Source organism: Umezawaea sp. Da 62-37, assembly GCF_032460545.1.
Taxonomy (GTDB): Bacteria; Actinomycetota; Actinomycetes; order Mycobacteriales; family Pseudonocardiaceae; genus Umezawaea.
On the sequence record NZ_CP135965.1, the window covers coordinates 1007906 to 1024284 of the forward strand.

General features: G+C 69.4%; 16 protein-coding genes. 9 read left to right on the forward strand and 7 right to left on the reverse strand.

Going from position 1 to position 16379, the window contains the following annotated elements; genetic code table 11:
• Positions 1-280: 280 nt before the first annotated feature.
• Entirely contained in the window at positions 281-1072 is a 792-nt protein-coding gene (locus tag RM788_RS04385) for an endo alpha-1,4 polygalactosaminidase (protein WP_315930210.1), read from the reverse strand.
• Positions 1073-1707: 635 nt separating this feature from the next.
• Between RM788_RS04385 and RM788_RS04390 the strand changes: the two genes are divergently transcribed.
• A complete protein-coding gene (locus RM788_RS04390; protein WP_315930211.1) occupies positions 1708-1881 on the forward strand; it encodes a hypothetical protein in 174 nt (57 codons plus the stop codon).
• On the opposite strand, the gene RM788_RS04395 is transcribed toward RM788_RS04390, so the two are convergent.
• Positions 1871-2647, reverse strand: a complete 777-nt coding sequence (locus RM788_RS04395; RefSeq protein WP_315930212.1) for a DeoR/GlpR family DNA-binding transcription regulator — start codon at positions 2645-2647, stop codon at positions 1871-1873. The two genes, RM788_RS04390 and RM788_RS04395, sit on opposite strands and share 11 nt — an antisense overlap.
• Before the next feature lie 185 nt (positions 2648-2832).
• Here RM788_RS04395 and RM788_RS04400 point away from each other — a divergent pair, with 185 nt between their 5' ends.
• The 6 genes from RM788_RS04400 to RM788_RS04425 are packed head-to-tail and all read left to right on the forward strand — an operon-like array spanning position 2833 to position 8984.
• Positions 2833-4089 carry an ABC transporter substrate-binding protein gene (locus RM788_RS04400; RefSeq protein ID WP_315930213.1) on the forward strand — a complete coding sequence of 419 codons (1257 nt, stop codon included), beginning with the start codon at positions 2833-2835 and terminating at the stop codon, positions 4087-4089.
• A gap of 2 nt (positions 4090-4091) precedes the next feature.
• On the forward strand, positions 4092-5081 hold the full coding sequence (locus tag RM788_RS04405) for a carbohydrate ABC transporter permease (protein WP_315930214.1): 990 nt from the start codon (positions 4092-4094) through the stop codon (positions 5079-5081).
• A complete protein-coding gene (locus RM788_RS04410) occupies positions 5074-5937 on the forward strand; it encodes a carbohydrate ABC transporter permease (RefSeq protein WP_315930216.1) in 864 nt (287 codons plus the stop codon). The genes RM788_RS04405 and RM788_RS04410 overlap by 8 nt, the downstream gene beginning before the upstream one ends.
• The gene (locus RM788_RS04415; protein WP_315930218.1) at positions 5934-7139 is read left to right on the forward strand and encodes a Gfo/Idh/MocA family protein; all 1206 of its coding nucleotides are present in this window, start codon (positions 5934-5936) and stop codon (positions 7137-7139) included. Before RM788_RS04410 ends, RM788_RS04415 begins: the two co-directional genes overlap by 4 nt.
• Positions 7140-7180: 41 nt before the next feature.
• Positions 7181-8062, forward strand: a complete 882-nt coding sequence (locus RM788_RS04420; protein WP_315930220.1) for an SIS domain-containing protein — start codon at positions 7181-7183, stop codon at positions 8060-8062.
• Complete coding sequence (locus RM788_RS04425; RefSeq protein WP_315930221.1) at positions 8046-8984, forward strand: ROK family protein; 939 nt, start codon at positions 8046-8048, stop codon at positions 8982-8984. The genes RM788_RS04420 and RM788_RS04425 overlap by 17 nt, the downstream gene beginning before the upstream one ends.
• 75 nt (positions 8985-9059) lie before the next feature.
• Here RM788_RS04425 and RM788_RS04430 read toward each other — a convergent pair whose 3' ends face one another.
• The 4 genes from RM788_RS04430 to RM788_RS04445 form a co-directional block, all read right to left on the reverse strand.
• Positions 9060-10892, reverse strand: coding sequence for a spherulation-specific family 4 protein (locus RM788_RS04430; RefSeq protein WP_315930222.1), 1833 nt, complete (start codon positions 10890-10892; stop codon positions 9060-9062).
• Between the two features lie 207 nt (positions 10893-11099).
• A complete protein-coding gene (locus RM788_RS04435; RefSeq protein ID WP_315930223.1) occupies positions 11100-12806 on the reverse strand; it encodes a hypothetical protein in 1707 nt (568 codons plus the stop codon).
• A 67-nt stretch (positions 12807-12873) separates the two neighbouring features.
• Complete coding sequence (locus RM788_RS04440) at positions 12874-13170, reverse strand: hypothetical protein (protein WP_315930224.1); 297 nt, start codon at positions 13168-13170, stop codon at positions 12874-12876.
• A 222-nt stretch (positions 13171-13392) separates the two neighbouring features.
• Positions 13393-13824 (reverse strand): STAS domain-containing protein, encoded by a 432-nt coding sequence (locus tag RM788_RS04445; protein WP_315930225.1) that lies wholly within the window; start codon positions 13822-13824, stop codon positions 13393-13395.
• A gap of 388 nt (positions 13825-14212) precedes the next feature.
• On the opposite strand from RM788_RS04445, the gene RM788_RS04450 reads away from it, so the two are divergent.
• Positions 14213-15157, forward strand: coding sequence for an acyltransferase domain-containing protein (locus tag RM788_RS04450; RefSeq protein WP_315930227.1), 945 nt, complete (start codon positions 14213-14215; stop codon positions 15155-15157).
• 362 nt (positions 15158-15519) lie between these two features.
• Here RM788_RS04450 and RM788_RS52850 read toward each other — a convergent pair whose 3' ends face one another.
• Positions 15520-15750: a hypothetical protein gene (locus tag RM788_RS52850; RefSeq protein ID WP_399343067.1), complete on the reverse strand. Its 231-nt coding sequence runs from the start codon at positions 15748-15750 to the stop codon at positions 15520-15522.
• A gap of 284 nt (positions 15751-16034) precedes the next feature.
• Between RM788_RS52850 and RM788_RS52855 the strand changes: the two genes are divergently transcribed.
• A complete protein-coding gene (locus RM788_RS52855; RefSeq protein WP_399345356.1) occupies positions 16035-16274 on the forward strand; it encodes an RICIN domain-containing protein in 240 nt (79 codons plus the stop codon).
• The last annotated feature ends 105 nt before the right edge of the window (positions 16275-16379 follow it).

Sequence of the window (16379 nt, forward strand, 5' to 3'; positions counted from 1 at the left end):
GTTCGCCGCTCCTCGACCCCAGAACGGACACGACTGCGTTCGGCGCTGGTCAAGAGGCCCGATACCGGTCGACTGGGGTTGCCCGGCGGCGAGCGCCCTGCCGGGTCGTGGTCTTGGGTCCTATGGGGACGGACAACGCCCGGCGGAGCACGGTAGGACACCGGATGAGTTCCCCGGCAAGAGGTAGCCCTACTCGTGGACCGGCTCCGGGGGCACTACCGGCGGATGCCGCCAGAGCGTGGCCCTGGCGACATCCGGTCAGCGGTTCACGACACCCCGGTCAGCAGGTCTTGCGAACGTATCCGCTCGTCCCGGCGGGCTTGACCTGCACATCGCGCTGCACGATGCTGATCTTGCCGGACCACTCCGAACAGGCAGCCGAGCGGCCGTTGTTGGTGTACTCGATGTCGAGCACGCGGTTGTTGAACGGTCCGGCGTAGTCGCCGCACTCCTCCCACTCACCGCACTCCTCGGACACCGCGAAGTCGAGGCCGTTCGCGACGCGGTTGCCCGCGAGCTCCGGGGTGTTCTTCTGGGCGATGGCGAGGTTCTTGCCGTGCGCGTAGGAGGACAGCAGCTTGATGTACTCCTGCGCGTGCGTGGTGGTGAGCAGGTTCTTCGACCGGGAGAAGCTGTCGTAGTTGTCCGGTTCGACGGCCTGGAAGCCCTTGGCCGCACAGGAGTCGATCCACGTCTTCACCTTCGCGGCGACGCGGGTGCGCTTGTCCGCCGTGCGGAGGTCGAGCAGCGTCTCCTTCCAGTCCGGGTCGACGACCTTGTTGCCGTTCGCGTCGCGCAGCAGCAGATCGCTCTGCCAGGTGCCGTCCTCACCCGGCTGCACCTGGAAAGCGTTGATGTAGCACACGTTGTACTTGCCGCTCACCGGCGACGCCGCGTTGTCGCGGATGACGATCTGGACGTCCGACGCCGGCGTGTAGGCACCGCCGATCTGGTAGTCCAACCCACCTCGCAGGGGAGGCAGGTTCACCGCCGCGGAGGACGGTGACGCGGTGATCACCAGGCTGGTGAAGGCAAGGGCCACCGCGGCGAGCGGTGTGAGCAAACGCCTCATCTGGTTCATCAACTCCATCGGTGTTGGGATGCCGCCGGCACAGGGATCCATTCCCGGCGGCGGTGAAAACCCGCACTCCGCCGAGCCGGAGCGAGAACTCCGGCCGCGGCGGTGGGCGCGAGATCCCGCGGGTGCTCCCCTTGGAGAGACCCGTGAGTCTTGGGGGTACGCCAACATGCCCACCGGGCAGCTATGGCAAAATGTTGTGGCGCAACAGTTTACTGGGCTGCCTGCAACGATCGGCTCACGGCGACTCGGAGCACACAGGTAGGTCGAGGCCTGAAAACGTTTCCACAAAGGGCTTTCCGGAGCACTTCGGGGTCAAGGGGTCTTCGGCAGGACCGCAGCGTCGGCGGAATCATGAACCACCGCGACCTCGCGTGTCAACGGCTCGATCTCGACCCGGAGGTCGCCCGCACGCCTCTTCACATGTGATGACGAACAGGTTACAGTCGATTGGAAGCGCTTACAGAATTGCCGCCAGAATCAACCAACATCGGTACCCAACGCAGCGTCGCAGCAGGTGAACGACTTACAAGGGTCGGAGGTAGTATGTTAACGCTTACAAATTTGAGTCGTAGATGGCGGACTTGAGTCCACACCGGACACAGCTCGACCCACCGCACGTTCGCGTCGTGGCGTTCACGACGCGCTCCATGCGGCCGTGGTTCGCGGGCATCGGCGACGAACCGCTCCACGACACGAAGACCACGACGCTCGTCGGCGACGCCAAGGACTCCCCCACCAAGCTGCTGACGGCGGCGGAACAGCTCTGGGAACCCATGCAGCGCAAGGGGTTCAGACAGTGATAACGGTGATCCCGGCGGCGCGGATGGTGGCGACCGCCTCAGCGGGCGCGTTGGTGTCGGTGATGAAGTAGTGCACGTCGGCCACCGGGCAGATGCGGGCGAAGGCGCGGGCGGAGAGCTTGGAGCTGTCCGCGACGATGATGAGCTTCTGCGCGCGCTCGGCCATGATCCGGTTGATGTTGGCCTCTTCCTCGTCGGCGGTCTTCGCGCCGGTGCGCGGGTCGAAGGCGTCCACGCCGAGGATGGCGATGTCGAGATCGACTTGGCGCAGGGTGTCGGCCGCGAGCAGACCCGTGAGCTCGAACGACTGGAGGCGGGCGACGCCGCCGGACATGACGAGCTTGACGTTGCGCCGGACGGTGAGTTCGCCCGCGATGTTGATGGCGTTGGTGACGATGGTGATCTGCGCGGAGGCCGGGTCGGTGGACCGTTCGGCGATGGCGCGGGCGACCTCGGTGGTGGTGGTCCCGCCGTTGAGCCCGACGATGTCGCCGGGTTCGACCAGCGCGGCGGCCGCGGCTCCGATCCTGGACTTCTCCGAGGCGTGCTTCGCGGTGCGGTAGCGGATGGGCAGGTCGTAGTTGACCGTCGTCGCCACCGCGCCGCCGCGGGTCCGGGTCACCAGCTGCTGGCGGTTGAGGTGGTTGAGGTCGCGCCGGATGGTCGACGTGGAGACCTGGAGTTCGCGCGCGACCTGGTCGACGTCGACGTGGCCCTTGGCGGCCATGACGTCCAGCAGGGCGTTGAGGCGTGCGTAGCGGTTCATGGCGCGGCTCCCACGACGACTGGTTGGGTTCGCCGAACCGTAACATGACTGCTCATAACTGCTCACAGCAAGCATTGAACAGGCAATTTTGCGCGTGTTAGCGTCCCGGCAGCGTATTCGTCGCGTGCGGCGGCGGAGGTTTGGGAGTTCCGGCTTCGGTCTTTCGACGACCTTCAGGAGGCGTTGTGCGTAGACGGTTGATCAGCGTGGCGGTAGCGGTGGGCACCGCCGCGGTCATGGCCTTGGCAGCGTGTTCGAGCAGCACCCCGACGGAGGCCAGCGGCCCGGTGACGCTGTCCTACGGCGTGTGGGACAAGAACCAGGTGCCTGCGATGCAGAAGATCGCCGACGCGTTCCACGCGGCCAACCCGAACGTGACCGTCAACGTCCAGCTGACGCCGTACACGGACTACTTCACCAAGCTCCAGGTCGCCGCCACGGGCGGGGAAGCGCCGGACGTGTTCTGGATGAACGGCCCGAACTTCCAGCTGTACGCCTCCAACGGCGTTCTCCAGCCGCTGACCGACGTGCAGGTCGACACCGCGCCCTACCCCGAGTCGCTGGTGAAGCTGTACCAGTACCAGGGCAAGCAGTACGGCCTGCCGAAGGACTTCGACACGGTTGGCTTGTGGTACAACAAGAAGCACTTCGACGCCGCGGGCGTGAAGTACCCGGACGACACCTGGACGTGGGCGACCTTCAAGGAAGCCGCGACGAAGCTGACCGACCCGGCCAAGGGCCAGTTCGGCGCGGCGGCTCAGTTGACGGGCCAGGAGGGCTACTACAACACGATCTTCCAGGCGGGCGGCCAGGTCGTCTCCGCCGATGGCAAGTCCTCAGGCTACGACGACCCGAAGGCCGTCGAGGGCCTGAAGTTCTGGACCGACCTCATCGCCGCGAACGTCTCGCCGAGCCAGGGGCAGATGACCGACACGGCGCCGTACCAGATGTTCGAGGCAGGCAAGGTGTCGATGTACTGGGGCGGGTCCTGGGACGCGGCCGAGTTCACCTCCAACGCCCTGACCAAGGCCGACGCCGACGTCGCGGTGCTGCCCCAGGGCGCCCAGCGGGCCACGGTGATCCACGGTCTGTCGAACGTGGTGTTCGCCCGCACCAAGTACAAGCTGGAGGCCCAGCGGTTCGCGGCGTTCCTCGGTTCCAAGGAGGCCGCCGAGATCCAGGCGGGCACCGGCACGGTCATCCCGGCCTACAACGGCACGCAGGCCGAGTGGGTCGCCGCCTACCCGCAGTTCAAGCTCCAGAACTTCCTCGACCAGCTGCCCTACGCCAAGCCGCTCCCGGTGTCCGCCAACACCGCCGCGTGGAACACCGCGGAGACCGACGAGCTGACCAAGGCGTGGACCGGGGCTGAAGCGGTCGACCAGTCCGCCAAGCGCCTGGCGGAGTCGATGAACGCGTTGCTGGCCAAAGAAGGGCGCTGACGGTGTCGCTCCCAGCCGGCGCGGTCGCCATGGTCGACGAGGCGGAAGCGGCCCCGGTGGCCGTGGCGGACCGGCCGACCGCGCCCGGCCGCCCCCGCCGCAAGCGCAAGGGCCGACTGGACCGGCACACCGGGTTGTGGGCCGCGTTCTTCCTGGCCCCCACCACCATCGGGCTCGGTGTGTTCTACCTCTGGCCCGTCGTCCAGACGATCTACTTCAGCTTCACCTCGTGGGGTCCCTTCGGCGGGCACACCTTCATCGGGCTCGACAACTACGAGGCGATCTTCCAGGACCCCCAGGTCGGCGTGGCGGCCCGCAACACCCTGTACTTCGCCGTGCTGGGGCTGCTGGGCCTGCCCGTCTCCCTGGTGCTGGCCGCGACGCTCAACCGGCCCGGCCGCAAGGGTGTCAGCGCTTACCGGGCGCTGATATTCCTGCCCGTGGTGACGATGCCGGCCGCCGTGGCGATCGTGTGGCGCTGGCTGTTCAACGGCGACTTCGGCATCATCAACTCGCTGCTGGGTTCAGTCGGGATCTCGGGCACGTCCTGGCTCAGCAACCCGGACACGGCCCTGCTCGCGCTGGCCGTGGTGGGCATCTGGTCCACCGTCGGCTACAACATGGTGATCCTGATGGCCGGCCTCCAGTCCATCCCGAAGCAGTTCTACGAGGCCGCGTCGCTGGACGGCGCGGGTCCGGTGCGCCAGTTCACCTCGATCACGGTTCCCCTGCTGAGCCCGAGCCTGTTCTTCGTGTCCGTGTTGTCGGTGATCGGCTCGCTGCAGACCTTCGACCTGGTCTACGTGATGATCGGCAAGACCAGTCCGGCGCTGCCGCAGACCCGCACCATCGTCTACCTGTTCTTCGAGAAGGCGTTCATCGCCAACGACCGCGGGTACGCGGCGGCGCTGGCCTTCGTGCTCCTGCTGGTCATCTCCGCGATCACGGGCCTCCAGTTCTGGCTGCAGAAGAAGTGGGTTCACTATGCCTAGCGCACCGGCGGTCACCGGCGGCGACTCACGGGTGTGGCGCGACCGGGGTGGACGGGTCGCGGCGCACACGTTCCTGATCGCCGCCGTCATCGCTCTCGCGGGCCCGTTCCTGTGGGAGCTGCTGACCTCGTTCAAGACGCTCGCCGAGTCCACGAAGGTTCCTCCCACGGTGTTGCCGGAGGACTGGCACGGGGACAACTACGGCGAGGCCCTCACCGGCATCCCCATGTGGAAGATGCTCGGCAACAGCGTGGTCAACGCGATCGTGCGCACCCTGGGGCAGTTGCTGTTCTGCTCGATGGCGGCGTACGCCTTCGCCAGGCTGGACTTCCCCGGTCGGAGGGTCCTTTTCGGACTGTTCCTCACGGTGCTGCTGGTGCCCAGCCAGCTGCTGGTGATCCCGCAGTACCAGATCATGCAGGACCTGAACCTGCTCAACACGTTGACCGCGGTGTTCCTGCCCGGCATGTTCAGCGCGTTCGGCACGTTCCTGCTGCGCCAGTTCTTCCTGGCCCTGCCCGTGGAACTGGAGGAGGCCGCCCGGCTGGACGGGGCGAGCCCGCTGCGGATCTACTGGAGCGTCCTGCTGCCGCTGGCCCGGCCCGGTCTGATCGCGTTGGGCATCCTGACGATGATCTGGTCCTGGAACGACCTGTTGTGGCCGCTGATCGTCACCACGGACACCGCGAACATGACCCTCAGCGTCGGCCTGACGTCGTTGCAGGGGCAGTTCCAGACCGACTACCCGGTCCTGATGGCCGGGTCGTTGCTGGCGACCCTGCCGGTGATCGCGGTCTTCGTGGTGCTGCAGAAGCACGTGATCGAGGGCATCGCCCTGAGCGGATCGAAGGGATGACGGACGTGGACGACCTGCGGATCGGTGTGATCGGCATCGGCCAGCGGGCACCGGTGGCGCTGCACGCGCACCGGCCCGGCGAGGGCGCGCGGGTCGTCGGGTGCGCCGACCCCGCGCCCGACGGCCAGTCCTACGCCGGGGAGTTGTTCGGGGCGGACGTGGCGGTGCACCCCGACCACCAGGGCCTGCTCGACATGGGCCTGGACGCGGTCATGGTGCTCACGCCGGACGACCAGCACACCGAGCCGGTGCTCGCCGCGCTGCGCGCCGGGGTGGCGGTGTTCGTCGAGAAGCCCCTGGCGATCTCGGTCGAGGACTGCGACCTGATCCTGGAGACGGCCAGGCGGACGGGCACCCGGCTCTACGTCGGGCACAACCTCCGGCACCTGCCCGCACTGCGGGAGATGCGCAGGCTGATCGACGAGGGCGTCATCGGCACGGTCAAAGCCGTGTGGTGCCGCCACTTCGTGGGCCACGGCGGCGACTACTACTTCAAGGACTGGCACGCCGACCGGCGCCGGACCCTGGGTCTGCTGCTCCAGAAGGGCGCACACGACCTGGACGTCATCCACTGGCTGGCCGGTGCCCCGTCCCGGACGGTCGTGGCCATGGGCGACCTGGCCGTCTACGGCGATCCGCGACGACGCCGGACCGGTGAGGCGACCCCCGGCGCCCGGATGCCCGACTGGTTCGACGCCACGCGGTGGCCGCCTGCGGAACTGGACGAGCTCAACCCGGTCGTCGACGTCGAGGACATCTCGATGATGATGGCCACGCTGTCCAACGGCGTGCTCGCGAGCTACCAGCAGTGCCACTTCACCCCGGACTACTGGCGCAACTACACCGTCATCGGCGACGCGGGCCGGATGGAGAACTTCGGCGACGCCGTCGGCGAGGGGGACGCGGAGATCCGGGTCTGGAACCACCACCGGTCCGGCTACCGCGCCGACGCGGACCTGACCGTTCCCGTCACCGAGCAGGCAGGCTCGCACGGCGGCGCCGACGAGGCACTCGTCGCGGAGTTCCTCCGCTTCGCCGCCGAGGGCGGTGCCACCGACACCTCGCCGGTCGCCGCGCGCGAGGCCGTCGCAGCCGGTGTGGCGGCCACGCGGTCGTTGCGCACCGGCAGTCCACCGGTGCGGGTGCCGGAACTCGACCCGGACCTCGTCGCCTACTTCGCCGCCGGTCAGTCGAGCACCTGACTCGTCCCACCGGTTTCCCTGTGACCCGAACAGGAGCTCTCGTGTCCCACATCAGCGCGGAAATCGCTTTCCAGCCCGAGGCATGGCGTCGAGCGGCCGACCTGGTCCCGCAGGTCGTCGCAGACCTGCCCCAGCACGGTGAGCGCGTCGCGGTCGTGGGGTGCGGCACGTCGTGGTTCATGGCGGAGGCCTACGCGGGGCTGCGGGAGTCCCTCGGCCACGGCGAGACCGACGCGTTCACGGCGACGGAGTTCCCCCACCACCGCCGCTACGACCGGATCGTGGCCATCACCCGGTCCGGCACCACGACGGAGATCCTGGACCTGTTGCGGGAGCAGCGAGGTCGGACGACCACGGTGGTCATCACCGCCGACACCGACACGCCGGTCGTGACGGCGTCGGAGAACATCATCGACCTGCGTTTCGCCGACGAGCGTTCGGTGGTGCAGACCCTGTTCGCGACCACCGCGCTGACATTGCTGCGCGCCCACCTCGGCCACGACGTCGGCGCTCTGGCGGAGGCGGCGGAACGCGCGCTGCTCGTGCCGTTGCCGCGGCTCTGGCTCGAGGCGGAGCAGATCACCTTCCTGGGCTCGGGGTGGACGCACGGGATCGCCAGGGAGGCGGCGCTGAAGCTGCGCGAGGCGAGCCAGTCGTGGACCGAGTCCTACCCCGGCGCGGAGTACCGGCACGGCCCGATCAGCATCGCGGCACCCGGACGCGTCGTGTGGCACTTCGGCTCCGGCGGTGAGTCGCTGGTCGACCAGGTGCGCGCCACGGGCGCGGCGTTCGTCGACCACGCCGACGACGCCCAGGTCGACCTGGTCCTGGTGCAACGGCTCGCCGCGGAGCGCGCCGTCCACCTGGGGCTGGATCCCGACCGGCCGCGCAACCTCACCCGGTCCGTTGTCCTCGACGGCTGACCCCGACCGGGGCGGGCCGCTGCTGGCCGCCATCGACATCGGCGGCACCTCGATCAAGAGCGCGCTGCTGCTGCCCGGTCAGCGGATCGGGTACTCGGCCCGCCGCCCGACTCCGCGCGGCGCCGACGCCGTGCTGGAGGCCGTGTTCGCGTCGGCCGACGACCTGCTCGCCACCGCCGTCGCGCGGTTCGGCGGGCTGCCCGCCGCGCTGGGCGTGGCCAGTCTGGGAATCGTGGAGGAGCACACGGGGCGGGCGGTCTACTCGGCCGCCGTCGGCTGGCGTGACGTTCCGCTCGCCGAGCTGGTGCGGGAGCGGACGGGGCTGCCCGTGGGGTTGGGGCACGACATCCGGGCCGCGGCCCACGCCGAGAGCGCCGCCGGTGCCGGGAAGGGCGCCTCGTCGTGCCTGTTCGTCGCGATCGGCACCGGGATCGGCGGTGCGTTCGTGCTCGACGGGCGGATCGTGCCCGGCGCCCACCACCGCGGCGCGGAGATCGGTCACCTGCGGATCCGCCCCGGTGGCCGGGCGTGCGGCTGCGGCGCCCACGGCTGCCTGGAAGCCCACGCGTCGGCGTCGGCCATCACCAGGGCGGGCACCGCGGCCGCAGGCACGGCCGTGACCGCCCAGGACGTCATCGCCGCGGCGGGACGCGGCGAGGCCTGGGCCGTTCCCGTGTGGACGGAGGCGGTCGACGCCCTCGCCGACGGGCTGGCCGCGTGCCTGTGCCTGTTCGACCCCGGCGTCGTCGTCCTCGGTGGCGGTCTGTCCCGCGCGGGCGAGGCCCTGCTCGCACCGCTGCGCACGGCGTTGCGCCCGCGCTACCGGCTCGGCGAGCCGCCCCCGCTGCGGGTCGCCGCCTTCGCCGACGACTCCGCCGTCATCGGCGCGGGCCTGATCGCACTGGAGTTGGCGACCGCGTAGTCACGCGGAAGGCCGGTTCCCGCGTCACACGGGAACCGGCCTTCGCGTTGTGCCCCAACGGGTTTCGTCCGGCGGCTAGTGCTTCACCGCGGTGACGATCGCCGTGTACGCGTCGGGCGAGCCGCCCGAGCCGTTGAACACCACCTTGAGGCCGGTCGACGTGCCGAACGTGCTCGTGGGCACCCTCCAGACGTACAGGCCACCCACGTGGGAGATCAGCGGAGCGACGCCGCTGACCGTGTTCCAGCTGAAGCCCGTGCCGCCTGCGTGCTGGTAGAAGTTCTCGCCCTGGATCAGGTGGTCCGCGCCGATCCCGGCCACCGGATAGCCCGTGGCGGCGTTGGAGTCGGAGTCGACGAACACGTTGCGGAACGTGAACGGCAGGTTGTACTGCGCCTGCAGCGTGGTGTTCGGCGTGGTCATGTCCACCGTCGGCGACGCGACCGGACCGCCGGACGGGGCGGGCGCGGTGACCGTGACCGTGTTCGACGCCGCCGAGGAGACACCGGAATCCCGCCGGGCGACCACCTTGAACGAGTACTGCTGCGAGGGCGTGAGGAAACCGACCCTGGCGCTGGTGACGGTCGGCTTGACGGTCAGGATCCGCGTGGCGCCCTGGTAGACGTCGTAGTGGTCCACCGTGCCGGTGGACGCGGTCCAGCCGAGCTTGAGGCTCGTCGGCGCGAGTTCGGTGGCGGTGAGCGAACCGGGCGCGGACGGCACGGCGCCGTAGGGGGCGCTCGTGGTGACCGTCCGGGTCGGGCCTGCCGCGGACACCTTGCCCGCCGGGGAGCGGGCCTTCAGGCTGAAGCCGTACTGGGTGCCGGGTCGCAGCCCGATCGCGGTGAACTCGGTGGCGTCGGGCGTGTAGTTGACCACCGAACCGATCTTGACCGAGCCCTGGTAGACGTCGTACCCGACGACCTGGCTCGACGACGCCGAGGTCCACGACAGGTCGACGGTGGTCGCGTCGGACGTCGCCACCGAGGGCTTCGGCGGCGCCGCCGGGGTCGAGCCGGTCACCACCGTGCCCGCGAGTTCGGCGCTCCAGTAGGCGCTCGGCGGCACGGTGTCCCACGGGTTCGACAGCGTGTCCGGCGTGACGTACACGTAGCCCGCGTTGTTCTGCTTGGACTTGTCCAACGCCGCCGTCAGGGACGCCTGGGGCGTGTCGTAGACGAGGTGCCAGAACTTGTTCGGGTCCGCGTCCAGCTGCCACGGCTGCGTGACGTACTCGCCGGTCGGGTTCTGGTAGTTCGCGAAGGTGCCCTCGAACGTGACGAGGACGTCGGCGACGTCCTCGTAGCACTGGGGCACACCGACACCGGGGTTCACGACGGTCAGCGCGCCGGGGTGGGAGGTGTGGACGTAGTCGTTCAGCTCCCGGTAGAGGTCGACGTAGGTGGTGCTGCCCGACGTCGGGCCGCAGACGTTCTGCCCGTCGTCGATGAAGATCCCGTCGATCGACGCGCCGTAGAACTGGTACCACTGGTCGATCTGCTGCTCGGCCTGCTGGAGCCAGGACTGCGCGTCGGTGTGGCCGAGGACGGTCTCCCTCGGCGGGGTGGTGAAGCCGAAGTAGCCGCTGTCGACGTAGCCGAGCACCTTGGTGCCGCTGCCGTGCGTGGTGTTGATGACCGACTGCCAGGCGGTGTTCACCCCGCTGTCCGGCCCGTTGGCGACGTTCGCGACCACGAAGCCCAATTGCGAACCGGAGGTCGCGATCCGGTTCCACGCCGCCGAATCGGTGGGCGATATGTACGCGGGCACGGCGACGTGCTGGCCGAGAACCGGTACCGGAGCCGCGGTGGCGACCGCCAGCGCGGTGACGCACACGGCGGTCGTCGCGACCATTGTCGCGAGAGCGGCGAAACGCCGTCCGCTCGTCGTCCGGAATGACAACCTCATCGTGGTGGAACCTCCGCGAAGTAGGTCGGGCGTTGTGCTTCGGTCACGCGAACAGCCGGGAGCGGTGCTCGGGCTAGTGGATCTCGGAACCCCTTGGCGGCGGAGGGTGTTCCCGATGTCGAAGTGCCTTTACCGCTGCGGCAGGATCAGCTTCTCGTGCGCGAGATTGCCTGTCAACGCCGCCAAGCGAGCAGTTACGAGCATTCGTTATGAGCGACTCTGACGAAAACTTTCGCCGGTTGTGTCGATCCGATCGCTCCCCTGCCATTCGGCGAGACGGGCGGTGCGGATGTCCGCCGGCAGCACCGCCGCCAGTTCACGCAGCAGCGGCAGCGGAACCCGCGAATACCGCGGGAAGCGGTGGTAGGCCTTGATCATCGGGTGGAAGCGCGCCGGCAGCTCACCCGACCGGGCCAGTGCCGCCAGTGCCGTGCCGATGCGCTGACCGGGAACCGCGAAAGCCAGGTCGTAGCCGTCCACTTCGGACACCCGCCGCAGCCATTCGTCGAGGAACACCTCCGCCTGGGGGCGGTAGTCGGCGAGGGCGTCGGCGAAAGTCGAGCACAGCACGAGTGTCGCGTCGTTCTTGCCGTCATCGCTGTGGATGTGGCGCACGGTCAGCGTGATCGACTCGCTCCCAGCGCCCGGCTGCCGGGCGGCGAACACCTCGCCGAGTGCGGCCCACACGTTCACCTCGGCCAAAGCGGCAAGGGCGGATTCCTTGTCGCCCTGGGCAAGCAGACCGTTTTCCAGCACGAACCACAGCAGACCTCGGGACGTTCTCCGGGTCAGTTCGCCGGTCGCGGTGCCGAGCAACCGGTGCGTCGCCGCCACTGTGCTTGGGACGTCGATCGACAGGTAGGCCGCATCAGAGCCGGTGATCACCTCCGGCGCGGCGAGCAGCGCGGTCTCCAGGGTCGTGCGCTGGGCAGCCGACAGCTCCTCCGGCGACAGCGGGCGGTAGACCTCGCCGCTGGGGCGGAACTGCCGCGCCATCCGTTCGAGGAGCCGGGTGTACAGGTTCGGCCAGGTGTCCTGGGGCGCCGCCAGCAGCCCGTCGTCGTCCGTGCCGAAGATCCACGCCGAGACGGCCAGTTCGGCGAGATCCGTCGTCCACGCGTCGTTCACCGGGTACTCGCCCTGCGCGAGGTGGTGGAGCAGCGCCAGTGCGTCGGCGTCGGCGAATCCGGAGTAGACCACGCACGCCGCGGCGGCGCCTCGCACGTACAGCGATGGGCTGTTCGCCATCAGATCCCGTGCCGCCGCAAGGTGATCCACCTTTGAGCCGGTGCGACTCGCGGTGCCTGGGGTGACGCCGTTGTCCCGCGCGGCGAGGAAGGCGTGAGCCAGGCACAGTCCCGCGGTCGCACCCGGTGCAAGGGCGGGCAGTTCCTCCGGTTCCCGCCCCAGCAGCACCAGCAGCCGCAACGCCTGGTCGTCGCCGGTGCGGGTCCACATCGCCTCGACGTCCGCGGCGAACTCCGCCACCGTTCCCGCGTACTCGCTGGTGGCCTTGACGACGTCGTCGGGCCGCGTCACGAAATGCGTCTCGCCGACGGCGATCCTGGCCAGGAACAGCAACGCCGTCGAGTTGTCCCGGCGGACGAGTTCGACCAGGAACGGGATCGCGGCCCCGGACGCCGTGACCGAACCCTGGTGCGTGGTGGCCGAATACAGGCCGTACGCACCGAAGTTCCTGTCCGCGTCATCGTCGCTCGTGAGCGCCTCGATGAACAACGGCGTCCTGGCGGCCGTGCCGTACGCGTCGTCGAGCGCCGCCCAGTCCACGTCGTGCAATCCCGCAGGTGGTCTCGTGCTGCCGCGCAACGGCGGCGGTTCCCCGTCGCTCTCGCCCAGGTGCTCGTCGTCGAATTCCGGCGACTCGAAGGCAGGCAGGTCATCGGCGTCGAACACGTTTCGTCCCTGCCAGGTCGCGGACAGTGGCGTGGAGGCTAGCAGGGCGGGTGGTACCGCGTGTGCCTCACCGAGTTGTGCGCGGGTAGAGCCGCCGGAGGACGACGACGCAAACGGCCTGGATGCCGAGCGAGAGAGCGGCGCGCACGGCCCAGGCGCCGACGAGCGTCGGACCGCCCCAGGCACCGACGAGCGTGTCCCCGGGGAACGGATGACCGATGGCGCCCACGGTGTCCGGCCACAGCGGATACAGCCACCCACGGGCCACCAGGTAGACGACGAGCAGCACGAGTGGCGCAGCGGCGAGCGCGCGGGCGAGCCCCGGTCGCGGGTGTATTCCGAGGCGGGAGAGAAGTGCGGCCATGGCTCGAACGCTAAGCGCGGACAAGTCCCACGTCGTGATACCCCGGTATCGCCGTTCCTGTCATACCCGAGTACCACCGCCCGCGGGGTGGTCGCGATCAGTTCGGCGAACAACCGAGCCGTGGTCTCGGCACCGGGCGTCCAAAGTAGCCGCGGGCCGGGGTGGCAGTTCGCTCGCGTCGCGCGCTATCCGGCCTTCCGGAACGACCTCAATGGCGACTGGTCATCCGGGACCTGATTTGCTATGCCGCCCGTAGGACGGGGCGGCGAGTGCCTGGTCGACCGATTCGGCCAGTTCGACGTCGTGGTCGACCTCGGTCATCCGCGTGATCCCTCTGATCAGGTGGCGGTCCGGGACCGCGACGACCAGCCTCAACCCGTTCTCGGTGGCTCGCTCGCGGGTCTGCAGCAACGCCATCAGCCCGAGCGAGCCGAAGAACCTGATCCCCGTCAAGTCCAGCACCAGCACTTCGACCGGTACGGGCATGGGGGTACCGGGAGTAGGTCGGGTGGGTCGGGAAGCCGCAGCCGCGATGAAACCCTGGTCGACCGCCCACCTGAAGGAGTCGATCGTGACGTGGTCGACCTCGCCCCACATCCACACCACCACCGCGCGACGGTCCGACAACGTCGCGACTCGCGTCCACACGTTCATTCCCGTGTCCACACCCGCCATCCCATCACACCGGCGAGCGATCCACCGGACACCACGCAGTCACCCGGACGATGCAGTCGACGAAACCGTGCCGGGATCCGGAGCACGTGGTGCGGTGTTCCAACGAATCGTCCGGCCTTCCAGGTCGCACGATCCGCATCGCTGGTCAGCCGGTCTGCCCGAAGGCGAACAACCGCCGGTGCTCGCACGGTGACATCTTCGTCACGCGGCGGAACCGGACCCTCAAGTTCGCCGGGGTTCCCCTGCCGACCTGACGGGCGATCCCCTCGATCGGCAGGGTCGAGTTCTCCAGCCCGCCGCAGGTCTCCGTGCGCGGCTACCTGCGGAAACCAGCTGCGGTCGGGACACCGGCCGGTAGAGTCGCCGAGTGGATCTGAACGGCACCGCCGCCCGGCTCGGAGTACCCGTCGAAGAGGTCGACCGCGTGCACCGGCTCGCCGGTGAACTGCCGTCGGCTCCGCTGCCCGCCAAGGCCGACGCGCCCGCGATCCTCGACCGGCTCGCGGTGCGACCGGACGACGCCGCCGAGGTCCTGGAAGGCTGGCCCGACCCGGACTCTCCATTGTGGACTCCGGAGCTGCGCTGGCTGCTCGACCGCTCGACCGCCCTGGTCCGCGCCGACCTCGGCGGCCACGGACGGCTGTCGCCCGGTCCGGAGCTGCCGCGCGAACGCGGCCCCGCCTGGCGGCACCTCTACGTGTACGCGTACCTGGCTCTGATCGACGTCGTCACGGGGTACCACAGCGACCACGGCATCACCGATGCCGTGTCGTGGACGACCCTCGCCGACCTGGGCCGCAACCTCGCGGTCGACAGGCGGATGCACCGCGAGGGCTGGCCGGTCATGCAGAGCTGGCTGACGCTGCACGCGCGCGGCGGTGTCTACGAACTCGGCCGACTCCAGCACCAGCGCGGGGGCACGACCATCGGCCTGCACATCCCCGAGTCTGGGCCGTTGACCCCGGAGGCGGTCGCGGCGTCGCTAGACGAGGCCCGCGCGTTCTTCCCGCGCCACTTCCCCGACGAGCACTACACGGCGTTCTCCTGCGGCTCGTGGTTGCTCGACCCGCAACTGCTGGAGTACCTGCCAGAGGGCTCCAACATCGTCCGGTTCCAGCAGAGGTTCGAGCTGGAGCCCCACGAGGAGCCGGAAGGGTCGGACGCCGACGTCGAGGCACTGCGGTTCGTGTTCCGCTCCTTGACCACGCCGCTCGACCGGCTGCCGCGCCGCACCGTGCTCCAGCGCGCGATCGTCGACCACCTGAAGGCCGGCCGCCACTGGCACTGGCGCAGCGGCCGCTTCCCGATCTGAGTCGGGTGCGGGGAGGGCACAACCTCGAGATCGCGGGTTTTCGACGTGGCCTTCGGACGTTCCATTGACACCGCGGGACGAACGCCGAGACTCTGGAACCCGGCGAACATGGAGGTTCCCGCGGTGAAAAGTCGAAGTCTCGCACTCGTTCTCGCCCTCGCCGCGGTGATCGGATCCGCTCCGCCGTCCGCTGCCGCGGCGACCGGTGGTGTCCCGGTGAGCCAAGAGGCCGCCATGTACCCCAAGGCGGTCCGTCTGGCGCACAGCGGCGCCGCCAACGGACGGCTGCTGCTCACCACCACCGGATTCCCGTCCGGTGGTCCGGTCGGTGCGATCAGCGAGAGCGTCGACGGCGGCATCACCTACCGCCGGGTCGGGGCCGTGGCCGACGAGACCGCGAAGACCGGGTTGTGCTGCACGACGCTGTTCGAGCTTCCGCAACGGATCGGTTCCCTGGAGCCGGGCACGCTGTTGTGGGCGGGCAGCACCGGGCAGGACGGCGCCGACCGGCGGATGTCGTTGCGCGTTTGGCGCAGCACCGACGTGGGCCGGACGTGGAGCCTGCTGTCCACGGCGGTGCGCGCGTCCGGCACCGGCGGCCTGTGGGAGCCGGAGTTCTCCGTCGACGCGGCCGGTCGCCTGGTGCTGCACTACGCCGACGAGGGCCTACCCGGCCGCAGCCAGATGCTGGCCAGGGTGTCCAGCACCGACGGCGTCACGTGGGCGCAGCGCACCACGACCGTCGCGGGCACCGCGGCCGGGCACAGGCCGGGAATGCCGTCGGTGCGTCGTCTGCCGGGCGGCGCCTACCTGATGGCGTACGAGGTGTGCGGCTTCGGCGGTGCAGCGTTGGACCTGGCGGCCGGACGGCTCCCTGGTGGTCAACGGCCGCTGCCTCGACGTCCCCAACGGCGCGACCGCCGCCGGAACCCCGTTGCAGATCTGGGACTGCAACGGGCTGCCGCCGCAGCACTGGCTGCACCGCCCGGACGGCACCCTGCTCAACCCGCTGTCCGGCCGCTGCCTGGACTCACCGAACGGCGCGACCGCCAACGGCACCCGGCTGCGGCTCTGGGACTGCAACGGCTCCCCCGTGCAACGCCTCACCCCTGCCTGATCGGAGCACTCCCCCTGCGATCACCTCCCTGTTCTGGCGCGTCGCCACCGTCGCGTCCGCCCTGATCGTCGCGCTCTGCCCGCGACCACCGCACAACACCAGCGG

Excerpts from the sequence above, each read along its gene's own strand:
- RM788_RS04395 (WP_315930212.1), bottom strand. The coding sequence starts at position 2,647 with ATGAACCGCTACGCACGCCTCAACGCCCTGCTGGACGTCATGGCCGCC.
- RM788_RS04430 (WP_315930222.1), bottom strand. The coding sequence starts at position 10,892 with ATGAGGTTGTCATTCCGGACGACGAGCGGACGGCGTTTCGCCGCTCTC.
- RM788_RS04410 (WP_315930216.1), top strand. The coding sequence starts at position 5,074 with ATGCCTAGCGCACCGGCGGTCACCGGCGGCGACTCACGGGTGTGGCGC.
- RM788_RS04440 (WP_315930224.1), bottom strand. The coding sequence starts at position 13,170 with ATGGCCGCACTTCTCTCCCGCCTCGGAATACACCCGCGACCGGGGCTC.
- RM788_RS04385 (WP_315930210.1), bottom strand. The coding sequence starts at position 1,072 with ATGAGGCGTTTGCTCACACCGCTCGCCGCGGTGGCCCTTGCCTTCACC.
- RM788_RS04445 (WP_315930225.1), bottom strand. The coding sequence starts at position 13,824 with ATGAACGTGTGGACGCGAGTCGCGACGTTGTCGGACCGTCGCGCGGTG.
- RM788_RS04415 (WP_315930218.1), top strand. The coding sequence starts at position 5,934 with ATGACGGACGTGGACGACCTGCGGATCGGTGTGATCGGCATCGGCCAG.